This is a genomic window from Streptomyces sp. WAC04114 (assembly GCF_019733245.1).
Classification (GTDB): domain Bacteria; phylum Actinomycetota; class Actinomycetes; order Streptomycetales; family Streptomycetaceae; genus Streptomyces; species Streptomyces massasporeus_A.
In genome coordinates this window covers 28116-51485 of record NZ_JAIGQA010000040.1, presented here as the reverse complement: position 1 = coordinate 51485, position 23370 = coordinate 28116, and the positions used below count along the sequence as shown (strand labels likewise).

Genomic DNA, 23370 nt, shown 5'->3' with positions numbered 1-23370 from the left:
GCGCCCACCCCCTCACCGGCACCCGTGCTCCGGACGTCGCCCTGAAGGACGGCCGGCTCTACGAGGCGCTGCGCGGCGGGCGGTTCGTGCTGGTCACGGCTGGGACGTACGAAGGCCCCGGTGTCCGTGAAGGATGGCTGACCGTCAAGCGCTGGGCGAGCGACCGCCGGACGACCGTCCTGGTACGGCCTGACGGATACGTGGCCTGGGCGGCGGAGGCCGCGGACGCGGCGGGGATCGAGGAGGCAGTGGCCCGGTATGCGGGCTAGGGACCTCTCGGGCGGATCACCCCAGCGGCGGCGCCGATTGCCCTCGATGAAGGTGGGCTGATCGGAGGTCAAGGATGCGTGAACCGGCCAGACTTCGTCCCCCTCACCTAGTCCGAAAACGGGGGTGCGCTGGCGATGTTGCCGGAAGAATGGCTGCCATGAGGCACGAAGGCTCTTCCATCGACCCGGCAAAGCCCAGCATCGCCCGCGTCTATGACTACCTGCTCGGCGGCAAGGACAACTACGCCGTGGACCGTGAGATCGGCGACGTGTTCAAGCGCGACCTGCCGGGTTCGGTGGCCATCGCCTTCGCCAACCGCGCGGCCCTGACCCGGGCGATCGGACAGATCTCGAGGACCACCGGGATTCGGCAGTTCATCGATTTGGGCAGTGGCCTGCCGACCGCGGACAACGTCCACCAGGTCGCGCAACGGCACGCTCCCGAGTCCCGGGTCGTCTATGTCGACATCGACGACCAAGTGCTGGTCCACGGCCGCGCACTGCTGGAGGACAACGACCGAACCCGCGTCGTCGCGGTCGATGTGCGCGACCCCGAGGGCATCCGCTCTCACCCCACCACGCTCGAACTCATCGACTTCTCCCGTCCCGTCGCCGTCATCTTCAGCGCCATCCTTCACCACGTCAACGATGACGAGGACCCGGCCGGCATCGTCCGCTACTGGTGTGACCAGGTCCCGTCCGGCAGCTACTTCTTCATCAGCCATTTCCGCTCCGGCAACAACCCGGAGACCAGGGAGGCCGAGAAGGTCCTCCAGCAGACGTTCGGGCGCGGCCGGTGGCGCACGGACGCAGAGATCGCCTCCCTGCTGGACGGCCTGGAGATCCTTGAACCCGGGATCGTGCCCGCGCCCTTGTGGCGTCCTGGCGAGACCGACACCCCATGGAACAGCGGCAGACGAGAGCTCACGGTCTGGGAACACCTCATCGTCGCCGGACTGGCCCGGAAAGCGTAGACCCGCAGACCGTGGGCACGCGGCCGTGGTCGTCCGCGAGGGCGGGGTCAAACGCTTCGCCACGGTCACCCCAGTGATGTCGGGCGAACCGGCCCCTGCGCCCTCATTGGCCGGTGAACTTGGGAATCAGGCCGCGACGAGCTCCCGCTCGCGGTCCGGCGTCTTGACCTTGGGCTTCTTGTTCGGCAGCGAGAGCCGGAAGACCTTGCGCCACGCGGAGAACACCTGCTTGGGCAGCGGCCCGGTGACGTACTCCAGCTCGTACTTCTCGAACAACGCGCGCACCTTCACCGCGACCTCGGCGTACCGGTTGCTCGGCAGGTCCGGGAACAGGTGGTGCTCGATCTGGTGCGACAGGTTGCCGGTCATGAAGTGCATGGCCTTGCTGCCGCTGATGTTCGCCGAGCCCATCATCTGGCGCAGGTACCACTGGCCGCGCGTCTCGCCCTTGATCGACCGGCGCTCGAAGACCTGCACGCCCTCGGGGAAGTGCCCGCACATGATCACCGAGTGGGACCAGAGGTTGCGCACCAGGTTCGCGGTGAACGTGGCGCCGAGCGTGGGCAGGAACGACGGGCCCGACAGCAGCGGGTGGATCACATAGTCCTTGAGCACCTGCTTGCGGATCTTGCGGCCCACGGCCCTGGCCTGCGCGCGGAACTCCGGGTTCTTGCGGCGGTGCTTGGACAGGTTCCTGCCGAGCTCCAGGTCGTACGCTGCGATGCCGTACTCGAAGAAGCAGGCGTTGATGAAGTTCCACAGCGGCTGGCCGAGGTGGAAGGGATGCCACTTCTGGTCCTCGTCCACGCGCATGATGCCGTAGCCGAGGTCGTTGTCCTTGCCGACCACGTTCGTGTACGTGTGGTGCAGCTCGTTGTGCGAGTGCTTCCACTGATCGGCCGGCGAGACGTGATCCCAGTCCCAGGTGGTGGAGTGGATCTTCGGGTCCCGCATCCAGTCCCACTGGCCGTGCAGGATGTTGTGGCCGATCTCCATGTTGTCCATGATCTTCGCCACGGACAGGCCGGCGGTGCCGATGATCCACGCGGGCGGGAAGAACGAGAACAGCAGCACGCCCCGGCTGACCAGCTCGAGCTTGCGCTGCGCCGAGATGACCTTGCGGATGTAGGCGGCGTCCTTCTCGCCGCGGCTGGCGATCACCTCGTCGCGGATGGCGTCCAGCTCGCGGCCGAGCTCCTCGATCTGCTCCGCGCTCAGGTGGGCGGTGGGGTCGATGGCGGTCAAGGTGCTCCTACCGTTCGATGTCGCAGTCGCCCGCCGCGGCGGACACACAGGTCTGGATGAGGACGCCCGGCTCGGCCTCGGTGATCTCGCCGGTGCGCAGGTCACGGACGGCGCCCGCCTTGAGCGGCGTGACGCAGCCGAAGCAGATGCCCATGCGGCACCCCGACGGCATGAGTACGCCGGCCTCCTCGCCGACGTCCAGCAACGGCGTGGCGCCGTCCGCGTCGGCAGTCTTGCCGGTGGTGCTGAACGTGACCTCGCCACCGTCGCCGGCGACGACGATGCTGGGGCGGAAGCGTTCGGTGTGCAGGCGCTCCTGGACGCCGTGCTCGGCCCAGTGCGTTTCGGCGGCGTCGAGCAGGCCCGCGGGCCCGCAGGCCCAGGTCTCGCGCTCGGCCCAGTCCGGCACGAGTTCCTTCAGGCGGGCGATGTCGAGCATGCCGTCTGTGTCGGTGTGCACCTCGGTGAGCTGCAGCTTCTTGTCCGCGACCAGATCGTGCAGTTCGCTGCGGAAGATCACGTCGTCCGGCCGTGGCGCGCAGTGGACCATGACGACGTCGTCGAACTCGGTGTCACGCAGCATGCCCATCACGGGCGTGATTCCGCTGCCGGCCGTCAGGAAGAGCACCTTGGCGGGCTTGGCCTGCGGCAGCACGAAGTCACCGGCCGCCTGGTCGAGCTGGATCATCGTGCCCGGCTTCGCCCTGCGGACCAGATGATTGCTGACCTTGCCGTCCGGGATCGCCTTCACGGTGATCGTGACCCGGCCGTCCTGGCGGTTTGCCGGTGAGGTGACCGAGTAGGCACGCCACAGGCGCACCCCCTCGACGTCGACGCCGATCCGCACATACTGACCGGCCGTGTGGCCGCGCCAGCCCCGTCCCGGCCTGATCACGATGGTCGCGGCGTCACCCGTCTCACGGTGCACAGCCTCAATGCGCCCACGCAGGTCAGCACCCGCGCGCAGCGGGCTGACCAGGTCCAGGTAGTCGGACGGCAGCAGCGGCGTCGTGACCATCTCCAGCAGTTTCCACGCCCTGCTGCGAAGGGCTGTACTCGTCATGACCCCAGCTTGCTGCGTCCCAGGGCGTAAAGTCCTGACCGAAGGACGTGAATCTGGTCGGCAGAATTGTTCGCAGGGAACAAAAAATGAGCCATGTAATCCGGAGGGCCAGCGAACTGGCCTTGGATGAGACGACGGTCACCGCACTGCGGGCCGCGCTGAAGACCACCGCCGATGAGGTCGTCCAAGCGATCATCGACGAGGTCCCTCCCTACGCAGGCGCCCTCTCGGGTCACATGGGCGCCACCATCCGCCGAGCCGTCCGCACCGCCCTGGGGCACTACCTGGACCTCGCGAGCGGGAATGCCACAGGCGGCGACGGCGGTGACGCGGCCTACGAGCTGGGCCGCGGCGAGGTCCGGGACGGCCGCTCGATGGACGCCCTGCTCAGTGCCTACCGCGTCGGCGCCCGCGTGGCCTGGCGAGGCCTGGCAGCGGGTGCCGTACCAGCGGGTCTGCCCGCCGCCGAGGTCGCCAAGTTCGCCGAGCTGACCTTCGCCTACATCGACGAGCTCTCCGCCGCGAGCGCTGCGGGCCACGCCGACGAGCTGGCCGCCCGGGGCAGGGACCACGAGCGCCACCTGGAGCACCTGGCTCGCGACCTCCTCGCCGGAGTGAGCCCGGACGTGCTGCTGGTCTCCGCGCAACGGGCCGGATGGCAGCCTCCGGCTTCGCTGACCGCGGTTCTGCTGCCCTCCGCCCAGGCCCGGCCCGCCTACCGCGCGCTCGACCCGAGCACTCTCGTCCTCGACGATCTGCCCGACGCCACCGGTGTGCTGCTCGTCCCCGACGCCGACCGATCGCATCTCCTGCGGCAGCTGACCGACCGCACCGCAGTGGTCGGCCCGGCCCGGCCGTGGACTCGTGCGTCCGACTCGTACGCACGAGCCGCACGCGCGCGCTCCCTCTCCTCCGACATTCGCGACACCGAGGACCACCTGCCCGAGCTGGTGCTGAGCGCCGACGCGGACGCGTACGCGGACCTGCGTGCCCGAGCCCTCGCACCGTTGCGGACCTTGCCTGTCGCGACCGCACGGCGGCTGGAGGAGACGTTGCGGGCATGGTTGCTGCATCAGGGCAGGCGCGACGAGGTGGCGGCGGAGTTGTTCATCCATCCCCAGACCGTCCGGTACCGGATGACGCAACTGCGGGAGCTGTTTCCGGATCTCGCATCGCCGCACCGGGTCCTCGAACTGACGTTGGCGGTCGGCCTGGGGGTCAGCTGACGCGTACTTCGACCGTCCACGACCGCGTCCGCGAGCGGCACAGGAATCGTGCCCTGTTCTCGGTCGACCCGGACGTCCAGAGCGATCCCGCCCCCCCGTGGCTCCTGCATCCCACCCCGCCGCTGCGCCACCGAACGCACCCTCGGCCGGCTCATGCACCGCCGCCTGGCCCGCGACTGCGAAACCCACCCGCACCCTTGAAGGCCCTCGCGGCTTCCCGGTCTTGACCGCAGGATTCTCAGAAAACAATGGCTTGTTGAAGCCAGGCGGACAGGTTCGGCCACTGGAAGCCAGTAGTGGGCATACGAGGGTGCGGCGGACGCCGGTGCGCTGTGATGGCCCGATTCCTGAAGAAATGCCAGCCGGGTGGGGCCACCATGGACGACGATGACAGCACAGTGCCGGCGCGCGGGGCCGGAGTGACGACGCAGCCGTCCTGTCGCTGCGGTACCGCAGCAGCGGGGGACGAGCTGACGGCGGACGAGGAGCGGTTTCGGGGGCTGTTGGAGGCGGCGCCGGACGCGATGGTGATCGTGGACGATGCGGGTCTGATCCGGTTGGTCAACGCGCAGACAGAGTCGCTGTTCGGGTACGGGCGGGCGGAACTGCTGGGCCAGTCGGTGGAGTTGCTGATCCCCGGGCGGTTCCGCCCTCAGCACTCCCGGCACCGGGAGGCGTACGCCGCGAGCCGGCAGGTGCGGCCGATGGGGGCTGGGCTGGAGCTGCACGGGCTGCGCAAGGACGGCACCGAGTTCCCCGTGGAGATCAGTCTCAGCCCGCTGGAGACCGCCGACGGCCTCCTTGTCTCCGCCGCCGTCCGCGACGTCAGCGACCGCAAAGCCGCCGAGGAGCGGTTTCGGGGGCTGTTGGAGGCGGCGCCGGACGCGATGGTGATCGTGGACGATGCGGGTCTGATCCGGTTGGTCAACGCGCAGACGGAGTCGCTGTTCGGGTACGGGCGGGCGGAACTGCTGGGCCAGTCGGTGGAGTTGCTGATCCCCGGGCGGTTCCGCCCTCAGCACTCCCGGCACCGGGAGGCGTATGCCGCGAGCCGGCAGGTGCGGCCGATGGGGGCTGGGCTGGAGCTGCACGGGCTGCGCAAGGACGGCACCGAGTTCCCCGTGGAGATCAGTCTCAGCCCGCTGGAGACCGCCGACGGCCTCCTTGTCTCCGCCGCCGTCCGCGACGTCAGCGACCGTAAAGCCGCCGAACAGCACATCAACCAGCTTGCCGCGCTCGTCGAGTCCTCTCAGGACGCGATCCTCGCCAAGACCCTCGACGGGCACATCACCTACTGGAACGCCGCCGCCCAGCGCCTGTACGGCTACAGCGCCGAGGAGGCGATCGGCCGCCACGTGGCGTTGCTCGCCCTGCCCGACCGCACCCACGAGGTCACCGCGTTGCTGGAACGACTGGCCGGCGGCGAGAAGATCGAGCACTTCGAGACGCTCCGCGTCACCCGCGGCGGGCAACTGCTCGACGTCGATGTCACCCTGTGGCCCACCCGCGCCGCCGACGGCACGGTCCGGGGCGCATGCGCCATCGTGCGTGACATCAGCGACCGCAAGCGGGCCGAGGCCGAACTCCACGCCCTGTACGAGCAGCAGCGGCACATCGCCCTCACCTTGCAGCGCAGTCTCATGGGCACCCCGCCGGCCATCCCCGGCCTCGCCGCCGCCCACCGCTACCTGCCCGCCACCCAGGGCGCCGGGGTGGGCGGCGACTGGTTCGACCTCATCCCCCTGGGCGCGGGCCGGGTCGGCATTCTCATCGGCGACGTGATGGGGCGCGGCCTGGACGCGGCCGCCGTCATGGGGCAGCTGCGGGCCGCCGCCCACGCCCTGGCCAAAACCGGCATGGAACCCCGCCGGCTGATGCAGGCCCTCGATGCCGTCGTCGCCGACCTCGACCTCCCCGACCAACTGGTGACCTGCTGCTACCTGATCCTCGCCCCCGACACCGGCGAGATCACCGTCTGCTCGGCCGGCCACTTGCCCGCCCTCCTCGTCGACTCGGGCGGGGTGCGGGTACTCGAAGCGCCCATCAGCGCGCCGCTCGGCGTCGGCGGCATCCTCCACCAGCAGACCCGTACCGCCGTGCCCGCCGGGGCCACGCTCGTCCTCTACACCGACGGCCTGATCGAAACCCCCGGCAGCGACATCGAACACCGCCTCGCCGACCTCACCCGTGCCCTCGGGACCGCCTTCACCGCCACCGACGCCCTGGAGGCCGTCGCCGACCGCGTCCTGGCCGACCTGCTGCCCGGTACCGACAACCACGACGACGACGTCACCCTGCTCCTCGCCCAGCTGCCCGCCGCCCCGCTGGCCACCGCCACCACCGACCTGCCCGCCCACGCCTCCTCCGTCGGCGACGGACGCAGCTTCCTCACCAAGACCCTCATCACCTGGAACTGCGCCCACCTCGCCGACGACGCCCGCCTCCTGGTCTCCGAAGTCCTCACCAACGCCGTGCAGCATGCCCAGGGCCCCCTCGGGCTCCACTTGCGCCGCACCGCCACCGAACTCACCGTCGAGATCAGCGACCACAGCGCCCACCTACCCCAGCCCCGCCTGGCCGCTCCCGACGACGAGTCCGGCCGCGGCCTCCTCCTCGTCGACGCCCTCGCCCACAGCTGGGGCGTACGCCCCACCGACCATGGCAAGACCACCTGGTTCACCCTCCCGGCACGCCGCACAGCACGGTGATCTCCGGGCACGCGACACCTCGTCGACAAAATCGACCGGCGCAGCCCGGACGAGACTCGACCACGCCGGCGCCGTCGCTGCCGTCGAGTGCCGACGGGCGCGCCTGCGTCGCGGGACCTGGGCGCCCGGCGCCTGCATGACCGGTGACGGGCTGGATACCCCACAGGCCATGAGTGTGCAGGCTCTGATGCGTGAGACCGACCGGCGGCTGGCCAAGTGGCTGGGTGCCGGCGCCTCGCCCCGCGTCCACCGGGTGCTGTCGGTAGTGGAGGAGACGGCGGAGGGCACGAAGCTGTGGTGCGGGGCGGCCGCGGTGATGGTCTCCCTGGGCGGCCGGCGGGGCCGCAGGGCCGCCGTCGCGGGCCTGGCCGCTGTTGCCCTGGCGCAGTTGGCGTCCAACGGGGTGTGCAAGCAGCTGGCCGACCGTCCACGCCCGCCCAAGGAGTGGTTCCCGCACGACGAGACCGAGGACCGTCCCGACTCCTCGTCCTTCCCCTCGGGGCACACCGCCGCAGCGGTTGCCTTCACAGCCGCCGTCGCCCCGACATGGCCGCTGGCCGGTGCCGTGTGTGCGGTACCGGCCGCGATGGTGGCAGTGGAGCGCGTGCAGAGCGGCGCCCATTACCCCAGCGACGTGGCCGTCGGCGCCGCCATCGGCCTGACCAGCGCCTGGCTCATCCGCCACGCACCGAACCTGGTGCTTCGCCACTGGCTCCAGCAGCGAGGCGTTGCACCGTTCGCGCACCTTCCGTGCCGGCCGGAACTTCCGGAGGCCGGTAGCCACCGTGATCGCCTACTGGCCTGAGGGGCTGCCGGGCAGCGCCACCGGCACAACAGTCCGGTCCCGCTGATCACGCGACCGCTCACCCGCGTTCGGCGCACCACAGCTGGTCTGGGAGGATGGCCGGCAGCCGCCCGTACCGGGCCCGGGAACCCGCGGGTGGCGAGAGACGGGCGGGTACGGACAGCGGCCCGGCAGGCGAAAGAGCGGAGCAGTGCGGCACATGCCGGAGTACTCGGAGTACCTCGTCGCGCTCGTGTTCGCCGCGGGCGGCGTCGTCAACGCACTGCTGGCACCGCACCGGTTCTCCACCGCCGTCATGTTCTGCCTCGCGGTGACCTCTGCCGGACTCGGCGTGGCAGGGCGCAGCACGGCAGCACACCCGACCCTCACCACCGTCCTCGCCGTCGCCGCCCTGCTCCTGGCACTCGCACTGGGCCTGTTGCTGCTGGCCGACAGCGTCTTCCTGGTCCGGCGCTACGGACCGCAGGCAGCCCTGCTGGCGACCGGTGCCACCGGCTGCGCGGTGCTGACTGTGCTCGGCCTCGACGCGGTCTTCCACGCGGTCGGCGGCGAGGCGTTCGGTGCCCTCATGATCGCGCTGAACGCGGCCGCAGGCTACCTCACTCTGCTCTTCCTCGTCTTCGCCGGGTACGCGTTCGTCCGGGGCCGGGCCACCCCCCTGCCAGAAACCACCCACGTCGTCGTCCTGGGTGCCGGGCTCAACGGCGACCGGCCCGGCCCGCTGCTGACCCGCAGGCTGGAGCGCGCCCTGGCGATCGACGCCGCCCGCGCACCGCACACACCTCGTGTGGTGTTCGTCCTCTCGGGCGGCCAAGGCGACGACGAGGTCCGCTCCGAGGCGGACGCGATGGCCGACTATCTGCGCGAACGCGGAGTGCCCGCCGACCGGATCATGCGGGAAGACCGCTCCGTCAACACCGGGCAGAACCTCCGCTTCAGCGCGGCCCTCGTCGACGCCACCACTCCCGGCCACCGAGCCACGGTGGTCACCAGCGGCTTCCACGTCTACCGCACGACCCTGCTGGCCCGCCGCGTCGGCGTGCCCGTCCACGTCGTGGGCGCACCGACTTCCCCCGCCTACTGGCTGGCCGCGACACTGCGCGAATTCGCCGCCGTCCTATGGCTGGACCGCCTCCCCCTGATCGGACTCAGCCTGCTGCTGTCAGTGCCGGTGGCGACGGCCATCCTCCAGCACTGAGGCGCCGGCCGCAGTCCTCGTAAGAGGTCGTGACAAGAGCGCCGCACATGACGCGGCTCATGAGGGACGCGGATTGCGCGCGGCCGGCTCGTCGAGTTCAGCGCCCGGCTGCCGAGGACCAGGCCATTTGCTGACCGAACGGAGTTCCGGGCAGGATCTCGCGCATGGTTTCGGTGGTGCAGAACGTGGCGATCGACTGTGGGGATGCCTATGCGCTGGCTCGGTTCTGGAGCGAGGCGCTCGGTTGTCCGCTGCATCCGGAGAGCAAGCCGGGTGACGTGGAGACGGCGGTGAACCTGCCGGAGGGCCCGCTGCTGTACTTCAACCAGGTGCCGGAGCCCAAGACGAGCAAGAACCGGATTCACCTGTGTCTGCGCCCCGAGACCTCGCGCGAAGAGGAGGTCGAGCGACTGCTGAGCCTCGGTGCCACCCTCGTCGCCGATCGCCGGGAACCCGATGGTGCCGGCTGGGCCGTCCTCGCCGACCCTGAAGGCAACGAATTCTGCGTTCTGCGCAGCGAGGCCGAGCGCGCAGCAACGCCTTCCTAGGGCTCACTTACTCACCGTCCGACCAGCTGATCACACCGCTTGTTGGTGGCCGCGACCAGCACGCTCGCTTCACAGCGGACGGCGGACCGTGCCTCTGTCAACGCGGGGGTCAGGGACCGTTGAATATGGCATACGGCAGGGCGCATCGTAGAGGTGCTGAGGGTAGGGGTGGGATGGGAGTCGCGACGTCGACGGTCCGCGCGGTGAACGAGTTGACGGCGCAGTGGGCGGATGTCTCTGAGAGCGGCACGGTCTTCTCGGCGCCGGGGGTGTGGCCGCTGCTGGCCCACCTCGCTGCCGGGGCCGACGGCGTGGCACGGGGTGAGCTGGCGGAGGCTCTCGGGGTTCCCGCCCGGCAAGCGGCGGACGCCGCACGCGAGTTGTTCGCCGCGATGGGGGCCATGCGGGGGCTGGACACTGCTCTTGGGCTGTGGACGCAGCGCACGCTTGAGCTGAAGGAGGAGTGGGAGGCAGGCCTGCCGAGCGACGCCCACGGTGTGCTCACCGGGGACCCTGCGGTCGACCACCAGGCGCTGGACGCCTGGACGGTGAAGCGGACCGGCGGACTGATCGACCGTATGCCGGTCACACTGACCGAGGATACTCGGATGGTGCTGGCGAGCGCGCTGACCATGCGCACGCAGTGGCTGAGCCCTTTCCACGAGGTGGAACTCGAGACGGCGTACGAACCTTGGGTCACCAAGCCGCGGCTGGGCCTGTGGCGCTCCAGTGCCGTGCTGGACCGGGTCGGGGTGGCGGACACACCCCGCGGATGGGTCACCGAGTTGAAGGTGCTGGGGAACAACGCCCTGGACGTGCACCTGCTGCTCGGCGAACAGGCCATGACGCCGGGACAGGTGCTCGGAGCCGGGATCGGAATCCTCGCCGGCCGGTACGCGGTCGCGCGCGGGCCGCAGCTGCCCTACGGGAACGTGGGCCCCGGTCTGCGAGTGGAGAAGATGCGCTGTACGCGACCTGAGCCGCCTTCGCTGGAGGTGACGACCGCGGCGTTCCACATGAACGCGAGCCACGATCTGCTGAAACTCCACCGGTTGTTCGGGCTCACAGCGGCACGGGACACCTCAAGCGGGCACTTCCCGGGCATCAGCGACTTCCCCCTCGCCATCGGGTCGGCCGAGCAGAGCACCATGGCGAAGTTCGGTGCGCTGGGCTTCGAGGCCGCCGCAGTGACGGCCTTCGACGCGGTGGCCGGGGGCCTGCCCGACCTCCGCTACGTCACCACCAGAATCAGCGCCGCCTTCGACCGACCCTTCGGCTTCCTCGCCCTGCATCGCCACACGCGGCTCGTGCTGACGGCGGGCTGGGTCACGGATCCGCTGCCGTTCCCCGCGTACGACTGGGAGGACGAGCGCTGAGCGGGACGTGCTCAGCAGCGCAGGCCGATGATGGCCCAGTTGCGCCGTGCGGCCTGGCCGACGACGTCGCCCCACTCGGTGACCAGCTGTGAGAATGACGCGAAATCCTGGATCCAGCCCAAGGGTTCGGTGAGATGGCGCTCGAAGGGCTCGCGCAGGGTGCCGAGGTCCGGCTCGACCTGCCTCCACAAGTGGTGCAGCGCGGCTACCTCCTCCGGCAGCAGCCAGAGCATGACCTCCAGCCGAGAGTTCCAGCTACAGGCGTGCTGCGCAACACTCGGGGAGAAGCCCGAGGTCTGGGACGCGTAGGTGTGGCCACCCCAGAACAGCGGGGCGCTGAACTGGTCGAGAGCGTCGCGCAGCGGCGTGTCGACGAAGGCGCGCAGTTCGTCCCAGCGCTCGCCGGCCCAGAAATGCGCCTTGTAAGAGGTCATGGTGTCGAGGAACTCGTAGCGCGCCCACCACCGGGCATCGATGGGGTCGGGCCATGTCCATCCCGGCGGCGGGGCGTAGTCATACGCGTCGTCCGGGCCGAACGCGGCCTGCTCGACCAGTTCGTCCCTCGGCCCAGCCGCCACCGACTGCAGATAGGCCCAGTCGACGATCAGGACCTCCATACACACGCCCACAAGGTCACGATACGGAATGACCGGGCTTCTCCGCGGGGCCGGGACGGCCAGTCCGTGCACGGTGCAGAAGACGACCCGGGCCGGCCGCACGGGATGGCCGGGCCGCACCCCGCCGGCGGCCCGCTGCACGACACGCTGCTCGCGGAGGCCATGGACCCGGCCCCCGGCCCTGAATGTTGCTGCTGGTCGTACTGTGGCCCGGGTCTGTAGCGGCGCGGTGCTCGCAGGCCTCGGGGGGCCCGGGTCGCCCGTCCGCGCCGCCGGGCGCGCATGAGGCGGGGCCCGGCGTCAGGATGGTGCTGCGTCTTACGGGAGGTGTCGGCCCGCGCCTCCCGGTCGGCGGGTGGCCGGCCTACGGCCCGCCCGGCCACCACGCCCCGACTGCCGTTTTGGAGGACACCGTGCACGACATGCCGCTCACCAGGAGCGTCGGTGAACTGCTGCACCGGCGGCACCGTGCCTCCCGGGGCGCCCAACCCGAGTCAGGGCCTGACGGCTACGGCCTGGACAGCGTGAGAGCGGGCCAGTTCACCGCCGGAACGCTCGCACCGCAGGACGAGGCGAGGCTCGCCGACGAGGTCGCGGAACTCCTCCCGCACAGCTGGGACATCCCCACCAAGTCGCGGGAGGCCCTGACCACGATCATCGACCATCTGGGCGGCCAGCGGGAGTTGATGGCCTGGTTGGACCGCTACCCGGGCCGTCCGCGGCTGATCGCGCGGCTGTACGTCCTCATGGGCCACCTCGACCGCTACAGCGACGACGCCACGGTGGTCGGCGCCCTGCGGTCCGCCCGGGAACAGGACCCTTTCCCGGCGGGTCTGCGCGGCTACCTGCTGCCGCAGACCACCGACGAGACTCTGGGTACGCTGGCCAGCCGCATGGAGAAGCTCCTCGCGGAGCAGCGGGAAGAGGACGCGAGTGCCCTGGCCCTGTCGACCACCGCCTGGCTCAAGGGCGTCGCCGATGACGCGAACGGCCCGGGTGCGGCGGTGCTGGAAATGGGCAGCGTGATGGGGCATCTGCATCAGGACATCGAGGAGTCCGCGGAACACCGGTGAGCCCCGGACGACCTGGCGTCCCGTCTCGAGTTCGCGCCGTCGTGGGCAGCCGAGGGCCTGGCCGTCGAGGAGGGCATCAACCTCCTGCGCGCCAACCTGCACCCTGTGCGGATCAGCGGGCGATCGAGATCGCGAAGGGCGCGAATCCGCTGGACCGAATCACGTGCGGTACGAACAGAATGGCTGCCTCCGTGGCTCGGGCGGTTTGGATCCCGCCGAGATCCGTGATCCACTCCGTGCGCCAGCCGAGTTCGATGAGCAGTTGACGGACGGTCCGCTTGGCCCGCGGGTCGTCGCCGGAGAGGAAGGCGTCGGGCGCCCGGGTGAGCGTGGCCGGCGCGGTCATCACCGGGAAGAGCATGGTATTGAGTGTCTTGACGACGTGCGTTTCGGGGAGCGCTTCCTGGAGCTGCTCGGCGAGGCTTGAGCCGGGGTAGATCAGGTGGCCGGGCAGTCCGTCAGCTCCGTCGACCGTGGCGTTGGAGACGTCAACGAGGACCTTGTCGCGCAGTTCCTCGCGCAGGGCGACGAGCCGGTCCAGCGAGCCGGCTCCCGGGGTGGCGTTGATGACGATCCGGGCTGTCCGGGCGGCGTCGGCGACGGCGCCCGGCTCTCGGCCCGCCACGGTCACCTCATGACCTGCCCGGGTCAGGGCAGTGGCCAGACTGCCGCCGACGCGGCCGTTTCCGAGAACTGCGATCGTGGTCATGTTGATCTGGTCCTTCCGTGCGTGCAGGTCGTGGTGCGCGGTCAGCGGGAGAGCGTGGCGACGGCCGCGGCGTGGACGCCGGGCGCGGCGGCCAGGAGGCTCCCGCTCTGCGGGGTCCAGGGGCGGCCCTCGGTGTCGGAGATCTGCCCGCCGGCCTCCGTGACGAGCAGCGCCCCGGGCAGCAGGTCCGCGCGGGCGCCCGCGAACTGCCAGAAGGCCTCGATCCGGCCGGCGGCCACGTTCAGCAGGTGCAGGGTCGCGGGTACGGCGGTGCGGACGACGAGCGCGTCGAAGAGCATCGCGGTGATCGAGGAGCCGACCCGCCGCACGACGTTCTCGTCCTCGTCCGGCCGGGCCTGACTGGTGGCCACGATGCTCAGTCCGAGGTCCGTGGTCCGGGAGACGTGCAGCGGCCGACCGTCGAGGTGGGCGCCCGCGCCGGTCAGCGCGGTGTAGGTCTCGCCGGTCAACGGGAGGTGAACCGCGGTGAGCACAGGCTGGTTGTTCCGCACGAGCGTAGCGGTCACCGCCCACTCCGGCAGGGCGCGCAGGTGGTTGACGTTGCCTTCGGCCGGATCCACGACCCACCATTCGCCGGGCGGCAGCGCCCCGCCGTCCAGCTCCTCCTCCACCCAGCCTGCGTCCGGGCGTATGCGCGTGAGGTGGGGGCGCAGGATGTCCAGGGCCGTGTCGTCGTTGGCGGCGAGCGCGCGCATCAACTCTTCGCGGGTCCGGTAGCGGACCACCTCGCCGAAGCGCTCGCGCAGCGCCGAACCGGCCGCGCGCACGGCGATCACGGTCTGGCCGAGCAGGTCGGCGTCGGAGGCGGGGACATCAGTGCTCTGAAGCCTTTCGGACATGGTGGTACTCCCGTGTGAGGAGGGGGGATGGGGCGGGTCACGGCAAGCTGTGCGTTCGCTGCTGCGCTCTCGCCTCGAAGGTATGCAGGCCCTCAATTAACTGCAAGTGCATGTAAAGCACGGCTAGAGTTACTCACATGCAATTGGATTTGAACCTGCTCGCCGCGCTCGACGCGCTGCTGGAGGAGGGAAGCGTGGCCGGGGCGGCCGCGCGCCTGCACGTCACCGCTCCCGCGATGAGCCGGAGCCTGGGCCGAATCAGGCGCACGACCGGGGATCAGATCCTCGTGCGCACGGGCCGCACGATGACGCCGACGCCGTATGCGATCGCCGTCCGGGAACAGGTGCACGAGCTGCTGCACCAGGTCCAGGGGGTGCTCGCACCGAGCCGTGAACTCGATCTGGCAACGCTGGAGCGCACCTTCACACTCCGCTGGCATGATTCCTTGGTCGCCTTGAGCGGCCCCGCACTGCTCTCGGCCGTGCGCGGACAGGCGCCGGGCGTGCGACTGCGCTTCGTCGCGGAATCGAGCATCGACACGCCGGAGTTGCGGCGCGGTGAGGTCGACCTGGAGGCGAACGCCAACCTCCCCGGCGCACCGGACATCCGTGCCGAGACGGTGGGCGAGACACCCCTCGTCATCGTCGTGCGGCAGGGGCACCCCTTCACCCGTGTCAGGACCGTCACCGCAAAGCGCTACGCCGCCGCTGAGCACGTCAACGTCTCGCGACGTGGAAACCTCAGCAATGCCCTCGACGACGCTCTCGCCCGGCTCGGCCTCACCCGCCGCGTCGTGGCGACCGCGCCCACGGAAGCGGCCGCGCTGGAGTTCGCGCGCGACTCCGATCTCCTGATCAGCGTCCCCGAAGCCACCACGCGGTCAGCGGCCGCCGACCTCGGCCTGGTCGTGCTCCCCCTCCCGCTCGAACTACCTCCGGCACCGGTCTACCTGTCGTGGCATCAGCGCTACGACACCGACCACGCCCACGCCTGGCTGCGTGGATTGGCGCGAACCGCGCTGGCCAGGTGCGGAGCGCCGTCGTAGCCGGCGCCGTCCCTGATCCGTTGATCAGGAATCCCCGGCCGGCCGCCAAGGCCGTTCCGATGCTGTGGAACGGCTGCCAGGCACGCCGTGTGATCAGTGGGAGGCTCGGCCCGTCGTGCCCACCGCCGTTCGCGCGGCCGCCACGAATGCCGCGATCGCCGGGTGGGTGCCGCCGCCCGCACGGAAGGCGACCTTCGAGCGGCGGAACAGGGGGAGCCGGGTCAGGACCACGTCCTCGGGGGCGTGGGCGGTGGCCATCTCCGGTACGAATCCGGCGCCTTGCCCGATGGCGGCCAGTGCCAGGACCGTACGGAAGTCGTTGACCTGATGGCGGATGCGCGGCTGGAATCCGGCCGCCTGACAGGCCCGTACGGCCATCGCGTGACCGGTCGTGCCGTCCCGGGCCGTGATCCAGGGGGACATGGCCCACGGTCCGAGCAGCTCCGCCAGCGTTTCGCCGCGGGCGACGCGACCGGTGGCAGACGCAGTGCCGGTGGCCAGGTACATCGGCTCCTCCAGCAGGGGCACCTGGTCGACCGTGGTGTCCGGTGACGCGGGCACGAAGTCGTAGTCGTGGACGAGGGCCACGTCGAGTTCGCCGGCGCGCAGGCCGTCGGAGACCCGTGCCGAGTCGATCTCCTGCACCATCGGTTCCAACGCGGGATGCCGTCGGGCCAGTTCGGCCAACGTGGCCGGCACGATCGCGGGGCCGCCAGAGGGAAACGTCCCGATCCGCAGCGGCCCGCCGATGCCTTGGCGTGCTCCGGCCAGCTCGGAGACCGCCAGTTCGAGGCGCTCGAGGATGGCATCGGCGTGGGTGACGAGGGTGCGGCCCGCGGGAGTGAGCACGACCCGTCTGCCGCTTCGTTCCAGCAGAGGGACGCCCGCCTCGCGCTCAAGCACGCTCAGCTGCTGGGACACGGCCGAGGGGGTGAAGGCCAGCGCCTGGGCGACGGCCGCGATGGTGCCGCGTCGGTCCAGTTCGCGCAGCAGGTGGAGACGTCGGACATCGAGCATAAGCTGAGCTTACGCAAGAGCGAAGAAATATGAACTGGATCTACAGGGTCGTGTCGGTCAGGCTGGGCGTATGAAGCCCGACGCGAATCTCACTGGCCTGTTCGTCCCCCTGGTGACTCCGTTCACCGACGACCGGCGCCTCGCCCCGGACGCGCTCGCCCGCCTCGCCGACGAGGCGCTGTCGGCCGGTGGCGCCAGGGGACTTGTCGCCCTGGGGACCACCGCGGAGGCGGCCACGCTGACGACCGAGGAGAAGCGAGCCGTGGTCCGCATCTGCTCGGCGGCCTGCCGGGCGCACGGAGCTCCGCTGATCGTCGGCGTCGGCACCAACGACACCGCCGCCGCCATCACGACACTGCGGGAACTCTCCGACAGCGGTGGCGTCGCCGCGGCGCTGGTTCCCACACCGCCCTACACCCGGCCCGGCGAGGCGGGAACGATGGCGCACTTCACGGCACTCGCCGAACACGGGGGGCTGCCGCTGATCGTCTACGACATCCCGTACCGCACCGGCCAGTCCCTCAGCGTCAGGACGCTGAACGCGCTCGGGAGCCTGCCGGAGATCCTGGGGGTCAAGTACGCAACCGGTGCGATCGACGCAGCCGCGATGGAACTGCTCGGCTCCTCACCGCCGGGCTTCGCGGTGCTCGGCGGCGACGACGCCGTCATCTCGCCGCTGCTCGCGGCGGGCGCCCACGGCGGAATCCTGGCGTCGTCCAATGTCCGCACCGCTGATTACGCCGAGCTGATCTCGCTGTGGCAGCGCGACGCCGCCGGACCGGCCCGCAGGCTGGGAACCGAGTTGGCCCAGCTGTCCGCCACGCTCTTCGCCGAGCCGAACCCGACCGTGATCAAGGGGGTGTTGCACGCCCAGGGCCGTATTCCCAGCCCGGCCGTCCGGCTGCCACTGCTGGCCGCCTCCGCCGCTTCGATCCGGCGAGCGACAGACCTGGCCACCGCCGGAACCCACCGCGCCCACGACGAAGCCACGGCCTGACACGGGTCCGTAGTCCTCGCGCCGCGAGAAGCTGAGCAAGTGGGATGGGCTCAACCGCAAGAACGGCCGCAGGCGCGTCGGCCAGGCCCTGAGGCGCCGCCGGACAGGTCAGCGCTACCGGGGTCGATGGCACAGCAAGCAGCCTTCCCAGTACGGGAGTCCGCTGAGGACGCGGTGACGCGTGCACGACGCCATCGCCGCCTCGTCCGGCCCCGGGAAGTGGCGGTAAGGGCCGCCGTCGGTCTGCGGGCGGAAACGCTCCACCATGATCCTGAACCACTCCAGGTAGGCATGCACGCGGGGCGGGTGGTAGCCCAGCTCGTTCCAACGGTGCCCGCTCGCCGCGAGAGCTGTGGCGCGCAGTACGAAGTCCTTGGCCCGCGCCCGCTCGGCTTCGCCGGCGCCCCAGTCGACCTCCTCCAGGTGGAAGCCGACCGCACCACGCCCCATCACGTTCTGGTCTTGCAGGGTCAGCAGCGCCGCGAAGCGAAAGTCCCAGGTCTCGGATGCAAGATCGGACACAGCGAGCATCAGCACCGCGACAAACACCTCGGTGCCGCCGTTGGACAGATCCAGCTCCCGGCCCCCACCGGAGAAGACGTTCGCCACCCGGTCACCGTACCGCCGGGCCGCGCTCCCTCTCGGGTGGCCTCGCGCACAGCCTCAGCCTGGGTCCCGGTTCGACCAAGTCGTGGTGGTCGGTGCGCAGTCGCCATGCAGTTCGACGTTCGTACGCGAGGGTGTCCCGTCTCCGTTGTCGTCGATCGCTCAGGGGGGAATTGACAGGGTTTGCACACGGGGCGAACCTGGAATCAGACGCCCTGAACTGCCCCTCAGAAGTCTGTCTTTCAATCAGACTTGCGGTCATCGACTCCGGCTGTGCCCGGAAGGAGACTCGCATGCACGGGCTTGTGCGAACCATAGCGGGGGCGAGCCGATTGCCATGATCAAGGTCAGCGTCTACAGCCCTTCGGCACACCTGACGGGCCTTACCTGACCGGCTTACGAGCCCGCCGCACCGCCCGGGCGCACACGACGGCGAGGACATGCGACGGCCGGATCAGGTTCGCCTGAGCACTAGCCGGAGCAAACAAGCCATTCATCAGACGAGTTGACCCAGTCTTTGGGCACGGGTGGTCGATCACTCCCGGCGAGCCGCTAGGATCACGGCATGGTTACGGCATGGTTACGGCATGGTTACGGCATGGTCGCCCCGGCGCGTCGTCAGGACCCGCTCGGGTGCGGGTCCGCTGCTGCGCTTGCTGGCCATGGCCGTGGTCCTGTTCGGCGTCCTGGTGACGCACGGCGTGCACGAGGAAAGCGTCAAGGGACACCTCTCCACCAGCGCAACGGCCTTCACCGCACCGTCGGACAACGGCGTTCGCCATGCAGGCGTCGAACCGACGGTGCTGTCCGCCGCGGATGCCGACGATCACCACGGGGGCCATGGGCCGTCACATCCTGGCGAACACTGCCTGTCCGGACAGCCTCAGCAGGCTTCTGCCCTGGTATCGCCCTGCTTTGCAGCGTCGGTTCGCGAATCGACCCGTTCCTATGACGCTTCGGCCGTTCGAGGGCCGGCCGCTGGTGGGCCCATGGACGGTGAGTCTCCCATGGCTATCAGAGCGGCCTCCGTCGTGCAGCAGGTCTAGAGGGTACGCGGTTCCTCCAACCGGCCTGCCGGATGTCACCGGTTCGGCTGGTACCGCACGACGAGCGTCCTGTCCCGTGCTCATGATGGGCCGTCACGTTCGTCGAAGCCGTCCTGCCCCACCCATGCCTGCGCCTCACTCCCTGCTTGCCGGAGCCGAGGCGGCAGCGCGGAGGACGGCGCCCACACCATCGACGACTACCGCGGCCTGGCACGGGCGCACCCGGCCCTGCTGGCCTCGCTCGTCGTCTGCCTGCTGGGCCTGGTGGGCACGCCCCCGACCGCCGTCTTCCTAGGCAAGCTGGAAACCTTCAGCGCTGCCTTCGACGGAGGCTACGCATGGCTCGCGGTCGTCGCGGCTGTCAACACGGTGGCCTCCCTCTTCTACTACCTGCGCTGGATCGCCCCGGCGCTTCTCTCGCGCGGACCTGTGGGTGATCCGAGCGCGATGTCCGGATCGGCTGCAGTGGTCGCTTACGGGGCGGCCACCGGATCCGTCGTACTCGGGCTGCTCGGCGGGACCGTCCTGGACGTGCTGGGGGGACCGCTCGCCCGGTGAACGACAAGGTGGTTTGGCGGCCTCTCCAGGCACCCTCCTGCCAGTGCCAGTGCCAGTGCCAGTGCCAGTGCCAGTGCCAGTGCCAGTGCCAGTGCCAGTGCCAGTGCCAGTGCGGCGGCGTGGTCGGGTCGGGGCGCCGTTCCGGGGATCGACTCAGTAGCATGTCCGGCATGTTGCGTGTGAGCAGTCGGCTGCGTGTGGGAGGGGCCTTCGGGTACCTCCTGCTGGTGGCCGCGCTCACCTTCGGCGTGTTCGCCATGCACACGATGGGTCATCCCGAGCACTCGTCCGGCTCAGGCACAGGCGGCGCATCCCATACGGTCGCCGCCGCGCACCAGGACGTCATGGGCCCAGGAGCTGCCGAGACCGGGACCTCCACAGAGCCACTGGCGATGGCGGACCACGGGGCGGTCTCACCGACCGAACCGACCGCGGACGGGCCCTTGACGGGCATGGACGTGCTGTCCGTATGCGTGGCGGTGCTCACCGGCTGGCTGCTGTGGTTGTTCCTGGGCGCGGCGGCTCGCCGCAGGGAACGGCTGACGGCCCTGCTCGCCCGAGCGATGGCCGTACAGCGCCCCTTCCCGCCACCACCCAGACCTCTCCTCGCTCAGCTGTCGATCCTGCGGATATAGGCCGGACCCGCAGCGCGGGCTTCGCATGCCCGCGCACGCCGCGCGTACCGCCACATTCACCGCAGAACCGATCAAGCGAGGTCCGTCACACATGACCGCACACAACCCTGCCCTGAATCGTCGCCTGCGTCGCCGTCTTGCGATCGTGAGCACCGTCGCCGCGGGCGGGCTGCTGCTCGTCGCATGCGGCGGGGACGACATGGAGGGCATGGACCACGGGAGCGGCAGCTCCGCATCCGCCGCCGCCTCCACCGCCACGGCGGTTGACAACCCGGCGCCCGGCGCGTTCAACGACGCGGACGTCATGTTCGCGCAGATGATGATCCCGCACCACGAGCAGGCCCTGGAGATGTCCGAGCTCGCGGACGGCCGGGCTTCCGACACGGAGGTCAAGGCCCTGGTCGCGGACATCGAGAAGGCCCAGGATCCCGAGATCCGGACCATGAAGTCCTGGCTGAAGGCCTGGGGCAAGCCGGAGTCCGCCGAGGAGAGCATGCCGGGCAAGCACCACGGGTCCGGTGGCATGGACCACGGTTCCGGTATGTCCGGGATGATGTCCGAGACGGACATGAAGAAGCTCCGGGCCGCCACGGGCACCGAGTTCGACCGGATGTTCGCGGAGATGATGATCGAGCACCACGAGGGCGCGATCACCATGGCGGAGGACGAGCAGAAGAACGGCCGCAACTCCACGGCCAAGAAGCTCGCCGCCGACGTCGTGAAGACCCAGTCCGCCGAGGTCGAGAAGCTCCAGAAGATCCTCGACCGGATCTGAGCCACATCCATGAACTGACCGCCGGGGCTCCAGGGCGCGCGCCCGAGGAGCCCGGGCGGTCATCCCCCTTGCCACCGTCATCGCGATCGGCCGGCACTGCGATCGGCCGGCACTGCGATCAGCCGTCACATCGATCGGCTGTCGCCGCTCCGATGCGCCCGCACGTCCGCGAGGAATCAATGAACAAGCGTTGTGCCGCCATGGCAGCCACAGCCCTGGCTCTCTCCCTCTCCCCGGTCGCCTGCTCCGGCAGTGGAGACGACACGGACTCGACCGGCTCCACCGCTTCCGGGAGAACCATGAGCCACATCCACGGTCTCGGCCTGGACCCCGCCGACCAGCGCCTGTACGTGGCCACCCACGAAGGCGTCTACACCCCCGACGCCGAGGGGGAGCCGGAGCTGGTCGGAAACAGCAGGGACGACTTCATGGGCTTCACCGTGTCCGGTGCGAAGACCTTCTACGCCAGCGGCCACCCGACCTCCGGTGGCAACAAGGGGCTCATCAAGAGCACCGACGCGGGCAAGACCTGGAAGTCCCTGTCCTTGTCCGGCGAGTCCGACTTCCACGCCCTGGACCACGCACACGGCACGGTCTACGGCTACGACTCCACCACCGGCCGGGTGCGCACGACCAAGGACGGTGTCTCCTGGAAGGACGGCACGCGGGTGGCAGCCGTCGACATCGCGGTCAGCCCGCAGGGGCCCGACCTCGTGCTCGCCACCACCGCCGACGGCGTAGCCCGGAGCGTCGATGGGGGCAGCACCTTCGCCAGGGGGAAGAAGCCGGTGATGGCCTTCCTCTCCTGGGCGGCGAAGGACGCCTTGTACGGCATCGACACCTCCGGCGGCGTACACCGCAGCAGCGACGGCGGCAGCACCTGGAAGAAGGCCGCCACCGTGCCGGGCGGCCGGCCACAGGCGCTCACCGCCGTCGACGCCGAGCACATCCTGGCAGCCACCCAGACCGGGGTGTACGAGTCGAAGGACGGCGGCCACGCGTTCACAACGCTCCTCGCTGTCGAATCGAGCGACGCCCACTGAGGCGTTGCCTCCCCCGAAGTCGGGGCCGCCCAGGAGTCAGCCGGCCATCATGACGAGCATGGCGCACATCGTGCCGCCCATGCCGATGTGGGCCGTCAGCGCTGCGCCCGGTGACGTGCCCGGCGGGCGACGGCGGCTGCCCGCTGCCGCGTGTGCCCGGCGCTTGTTCCCTCCCGGCCGGGCCTTGTCCCACACGGAAAGGGCGAGCGACGCGACGAACACCACGATCGCGTCGGGCAGGGCGAGAAGCCGCCGTGCCCAGCGGCCCCTTCCTGCGCCGCGGCCCGCACCCGACTGCCGGTCGGTGCCGCGCAGTCGTGACCAGACGGACGCGACGATCGACAGCAGGAAGTACACGGCCAGAGCGAACAGAACGGCACGCCACACAGAAGCGGAGCCGCCCGCCGCAGCGCTGTGGGCGGCTCCGGTCGTCATGTCGTGCGAGGTCATCCCGGAGGAGTGCCCCATGCCCTCCATCCCGGCGTGGCCCCCCGTCTCGGAGGCGCCGGACGTCCCGGCGGACCCGTGGCCGTGTCCGTGGTTCATGCCGGCCATCGAGTGCCCGCCCAGAGCCAGAGCCGGCGCGGAATCGGTGCCCGGCATGGCCAGCGTCATGATCACCATCGCGGCACTGCCGATGACGTGATGTGCCCAGCGGCGACCGTGTTGCCAGCCGTGCAGCCGGGCGTGGCGCACGGACAGGGCCACACCGCCGAGGCCGACGGCGGTGAAGGCCGTGACCCACAGCATGCTGTGATCTCCGAAGCCGGCTGCCGTCGCGGGAAGGAACATCGCGGCCATGCCACCGGCCATGACGACGTCACCTCCGGCCGCGAACCGGGCCTCTCCGCTGTCCGCCGCGGCGAGCCGGGCCGCGCTCACGACAGTCACGAGTACGGAGACGGCCGCCAGCGTCCACGTCAGAGCCGGACTTCCCATTGCTGCCCTCCGCATCGACCGGCCGTCGAGTGCGCGG

The 23370-nt window shown here is 70.2% G+C and carries 22 protein-coding genes and 3 pseudogenes; 17 read left to right on the top strand and 8 right to left on the bottom strand.

Annotated elements, in window-relative coordinates; genetic code table 11:
- Together K4G64_RS14005 and K4G64_RS14000 are read left to right on the top strand one after the other, a co-directional pair.
- A pseudogene (locus tag K4G64_RS14005) lies at positions 1-269 on the top strand (FAD-dependent oxidoreductase); the annotation flags it as partial.
- Positions 270-427: 158 nt separating this feature from the next.
- Positions 428-1243, top strand: coding sequence for an SAM-dependent methyltransferase (locus K4G64_RS14000; RefSeq protein ID WP_221756364.1), 816 nt, complete (start codon positions 428-430; stop codon positions 1241-1243).
- Between the two features lie 126 nt (positions 1244-1369).
- Here the strand turns inward: K4G64_RS14000 and K4G64_RS13995 are convergent, their stop codons facing one another.
- Both K4G64_RS13995 and K4G64_RS13990 read right to left on the bottom strand, forming a co-directional pair.
- Positions 1370-2488, bottom strand: a complete 1119-nt coding sequence (locus tag K4G64_RS13995; RefSeq protein WP_221756363.1) for an acyl-CoA desaturase — start codon at positions 2486-2488, stop codon at positions 1370-1372.
- 7 nt (positions 2489-2495) lie between these two features.
- On the bottom strand, positions 2496-3551 hold the full coding sequence (locus K4G64_RS13990; protein WP_221756362.1) for a ferredoxin reductase: 1056 nt from the start codon (positions 3549-3551) through the stop codon (positions 2496-2498).
- Positions 3552-3637: 86 nt separating this feature from the next.
- On the opposite strand from K4G64_RS13990, the gene K4G64_RS13985 reads away from it, so the two are divergent.
- The 7 genes and pseudogenes from K4G64_RS13985 to K4G64_RS13960 all read left to right on the top strand — a co-directional run bounded on the left by K4G64_RS13985 (position 3638) and on the right by K4G64_RS13960 (position 11412).
- Positions 3638-4777, top strand: coding sequence for a CdaR family transcriptional regulator (locus K4G64_RS13985; RefSeq protein WP_221756361.1), 1140 nt, complete (start codon positions 3638-3640; stop codon positions 4775-4777).
- A gap of 108 nt (positions 4778-4885) precedes the next feature.
- Positions 4886-4972, top strand: a pseudogene (locus K4G64_RS41055) (IS5/IS1182 family transposase); the annotation flags it as partial.
- A 182-nt stretch (positions 4973-5154) separates the two neighbouring features.
- Positions 5155-7485, top strand: coding sequence for a PAS domain S-box protein (locus tag K4G64_RS13980; RefSeq protein ID WP_221756360.1), 2331 nt, complete (start codon positions 5155-5157; stop codon positions 7483-7485).
- Between the two features lie 169 nt (positions 7486-7654).
- Positions 7655-8290 carry a phosphatase PAP2 family protein gene (locus K4G64_RS13975; RefSeq protein ID WP_374206405.1) on the top strand — a complete coding sequence of 212 codons (636 nt, stop codon included), beginning with the start codon at positions 7655-7657 and terminating at the stop codon, positions 8288-8290.
- A gap of 199 nt (positions 8291-8489) precedes the next feature.
- The gene (locus K4G64_RS13970; RefSeq protein ID WP_221756359.1) at positions 8490-9488 is read left to right on the top strand and encodes a YdcF family protein; all 999 of its coding nucleotides are present in this window, start codon (positions 8490-8492) and stop codon (positions 9486-9488) included.
- Positions 9489-9652: 164 nt separating this feature from the next.
- The gene (locus K4G64_RS13965; protein WP_221756358.1) at positions 9653-10036 is read left to right on the top strand and encodes a VOC family protein; all 384 of its coding nucleotides are present in this window, start codon (positions 9653-9655) and stop codon (positions 10034-10036) included.
- A 173-nt stretch (positions 10037-10209) separates the two neighbouring features.
- Complete coding sequence (locus K4G64_RS13960) at positions 10210-11412, top strand: serpin family protein (RefSeq protein WP_221756357.1); 1203 nt, start codon at positions 10210-10212, stop codon at positions 11410-11412.
- Positions 11413-11423: 11 nt separating this feature from the next.
- Here K4G64_RS13960 and K4G64_RS13955 read toward each other — a convergent pair whose 3' ends face one another.
- Positions 11424-12041, bottom strand: coding sequence for a hypothetical protein (locus K4G64_RS13955; protein ID WP_221756356.1), 618 nt, complete (start codon positions 12039-12041; stop codon positions 11424-11426).
- A 410-nt stretch (positions 12042-12451) separates the two neighbouring features.
- Here K4G64_RS13955 and K4G64_RS13950 point away from each other — a divergent pair, with 410 nt between their 5' ends.
- Positions 12452-13102 carry a hypothetical protein gene (locus K4G64_RS13950; protein WP_260460430.1) on the top strand — a complete coding sequence of 217 codons (651 nt, stop codon included), beginning with the start codon at positions 12452-12454 and terminating at the stop codon, positions 13100-13102.
- Positions 13103-13214: 112 nt separating this feature from the next.
- Here K4G64_RS13950 and K4G64_RS13945 read toward each other — a convergent pair whose 3' ends face one another.
- Positions 13215-13811 (bottom strand): NADPH-dependent F420 reductase, encoded by a 597-nt coding sequence (locus K4G64_RS13945; RefSeq protein WP_221756354.1) that lies wholly within the window; start codon positions 13809-13811, stop codon positions 13215-13217.
- A 41-nt stretch (positions 13812-13852) separates the two neighbouring features.
- Entirely contained in the window at positions 13853-14671 is an 819-nt protein-coding gene (locus tag K4G64_RS13940; protein ID WP_221756353.1) for a 3'(2'),5'-bisphosphate nucleotidase CysQ, read from the bottom strand.
- Positions 14672-14808: 137 nt separating this feature from the next.
- Here K4G64_RS13940 and K4G64_RS13935 point away from each other — a divergent pair, with 137 nt between their 5' ends.
- Positions 14809-15717, top strand: coding sequence for a LysR family transcriptional regulator (locus tag K4G64_RS13935; protein ID WP_221756352.1), 909 nt, complete (start codon positions 14809-14811; stop codon positions 15715-15717).
- A gap of 93 nt (positions 15718-15810) precedes the next feature.
- Here K4G64_RS13935 and K4G64_RS13930 read toward each other — a convergent pair whose 3' ends face one another.
- A complete protein-coding gene (locus K4G64_RS13930) occupies positions 15811-16734 on the bottom strand; it encodes a LysR family transcriptional regulator (RefSeq protein WP_221756351.1) in 924 nt (307 codons plus the stop codon).
- A 70-nt stretch (positions 16735-16804) separates the two neighbouring features.
- On the opposite strand from K4G64_RS13930, the gene dapA reads away from it, so the two are divergent.
- Positions 16805-17731, top strand: coding sequence for a 4-hydroxy-tetrahydrodipicolinate synthase (gene dapA / locus K4G64_RS13925; RefSeq protein WP_221756350.1), 927 nt, complete (start codon positions 16805-16807; stop codon positions 17729-17731).
- Between the two features lie 114 nt (positions 17732-17845).
- Here dapA and K4G64_RS13920 read toward each other — a convergent pair whose 3' ends face one another.
- Positions 17846-18340, bottom strand: coding sequence for a hypothetical protein (locus K4G64_RS13920; protein ID WP_221756349.1), 495 nt, complete (start codon positions 18338-18340; stop codon positions 17846-17848).
- Between the two features lie 584 nt (positions 18341-18924).
- On the opposite strand from K4G64_RS13920, the gene K4G64_RS13915 reads away from it, so the two are divergent.
- From K4G64_RS13915 to K4G64_RS13895, 5 genes and pseudogenes are all read left to right on the top strand, one after another.
- Entirely contained in the window at positions 18925-19383 is a 459-nt protein-coding gene (locus tag K4G64_RS13915; protein WP_221756348.1) for a hypothetical protein, read from the top strand.
- A gap of 180 nt (positions 19384-19563) precedes the next feature.
- Positions 19564-19941, top strand: a pseudogene (locus K4G64_RS13910) (proton-conducting transporter membrane subunit); the annotation flags it as partial.
- Positions 19942-20111: 170 nt separating this feature from the next.
- A complete protein-coding gene (locus tag K4G64_RS13905) occupies positions 20112-20576 on the top strand; it encodes a DUF6153 family protein (RefSeq protein WP_221756347.1) in 465 nt (154 codons plus the stop codon).
- Between the two features lie 91 nt (positions 20577-20667).
- On the top strand, positions 20668-21351 hold the full coding sequence (locus K4G64_RS13900) for a DUF305 domain-containing protein (protein WP_221756346.1): 684 nt from the start codon (positions 20668-20670) through the stop codon (positions 21349-21351).
- Between the two features lie 179 nt (positions 21352-21530).
- Positions 21531-22394 (top strand): F510_1955 family glycosylhydrolase, encoded by an 864-nt coding sequence (locus tag K4G64_RS13895; RefSeq protein WP_221756345.1) that lies wholly within the window; start codon positions 21531-21533, stop codon positions 22392-22394.
- A 36-nt stretch (positions 22395-22430) separates the two neighbouring features.
- On the opposite strand, the gene K4G64_RS13890 is transcribed toward K4G64_RS13895, so the two are convergent.
- Positions 22431-23333, bottom strand: coding sequence for a DUF5134 domain-containing protein (locus K4G64_RS13890; RefSeq protein ID WP_260460429.1), 903 nt, complete (start codon positions 23331-23333; stop codon positions 22431-22433).
- Between the last annotated feature and the right edge of the window lie 37 nt (positions 23334-23370).

Coding starts and splice junctions, on each gene's coding strand:
- K4G64_RS13975 (WP_374206405.1), top strand. CDS start 7,655: ATGAGTGTGCAGGCTCTGATGCGTGAGACCGACCGGCGGCTGGCCAAG.
- K4G64_RS13915 (WP_221756348.1), top strand. CDS start 18,925: ATGGTTACGGCATGGTCGCCCCGGCGCGTCGTCAGGACCCGCTCGGGT.
- K4G64_RS14000 (WP_221756364.1), top strand. CDS start 428: ATGAGGCACGAAGGCTCTTCCATCGACCCGGCAAAGCCCAGCATCGCC.
- K4G64_RS13900 (WP_221756346.1), top strand. CDS start 20,668: ATGACCGCACACAACCCTGCCCTGAATCGTCGCCTGCGTCGCCGTCTT.
- dapA (WP_221756350.1), top strand. CDS start 16,805: ATGAAGCCCGACGCGAATCTCACTGGCCTGTTCGTCCCCCTGGTGACT.
- K4G64_RS13990 (WP_221756362.1), bottom strand. CDS start 3,551: ATGACGAGTACAGCCCTTCGCAGCAGGGCGTGGAAACTGCTGGAGATG.
- K4G64_RS13930 (WP_221756351.1), bottom strand. CDS start 16,734: ATGCTCGATGTCCGACGTCTCCACCTGCTGCGCGAACTGGACCGACGC.
- K4G64_RS13895 (WP_221756345.1), top strand. CDS start 21,531: ATGAACAAGCGTTGTGCCGCCATGGCAGCCACAGCCCTGGCTCTCTCC.
- K4G64_RS13985 (WP_221756361.1), top strand. CDS start 3,638: ATGAGCCATGTAATCCGGAGGGCCAGCGAACTGGCCTTGGATGAGACG.
- K4G64_RS13945 (WP_221756354.1), bottom strand. CDS start 13,811: ATGACCACGATCGCAGTTCTCGGAAACGGCCGCGTCGGCGGCAGTCTG.
- K4G64_RS13950 (WP_260460430.1), top strand. CDS start 12,452: ATGCCGCTCACCAGGAGCGTCGGTGAACTGCTGCACCGGCGGCACCGT.
- K4G64_RS13905 (WP_221756347.1), top strand. CDS start 20,112: ATGTTGCGTGTGAGCAGTCGGCTGCGTGTGGGAGGGGCCTTCGGGTAC.
- K4G64_RS13980 (WP_221756360.1), top strand. CDS start 5,155: ATGGACGACGATGACAGCACAGTGCCGGCGCGCGGGGCCGGAGTGACG.
- K4G64_RS13970 (WP_221756359.1), top strand. CDS start 8,490: ATGCCGGAGTACTCGGAGTACCTCGTCGCGCTCGTGTTCGCCGCGGGC.
- K4G64_RS13965 (WP_221756358.1), top strand. CDS start 9,653: ATGGTTTCGGTGGTGCAGAACGTGGCGATCGACTGTGGGGATGCCTAT.
- K4G64_RS13890 (WP_260460429.1), bottom strand. CDS start 23,333: ATGGGAAGTCCGGCTCTGACGTGGACGCTGGCGGCCGTCTCCGTACTC.
- K4G64_RS13940 (WP_221756353.1), bottom strand. CDS start 14,671: ATGTCCGAAAGGCTTCAGAGCACTGATGTCCCCGCCTCCGACGCCGAC.
- K4G64_RS13935 (WP_221756352.1), top strand. CDS start 14,809: ATGCAATTGGATTTGAACCTGCTCGCCGCGCTCGACGCGCTGCTGGAG.
- K4G64_RS13960 (WP_221756357.1), top strand. CDS start 10,210: ATGGGAGTCGCGACGTCGACGGTCCGCGCGGTGAACGAGTTGACGGCG.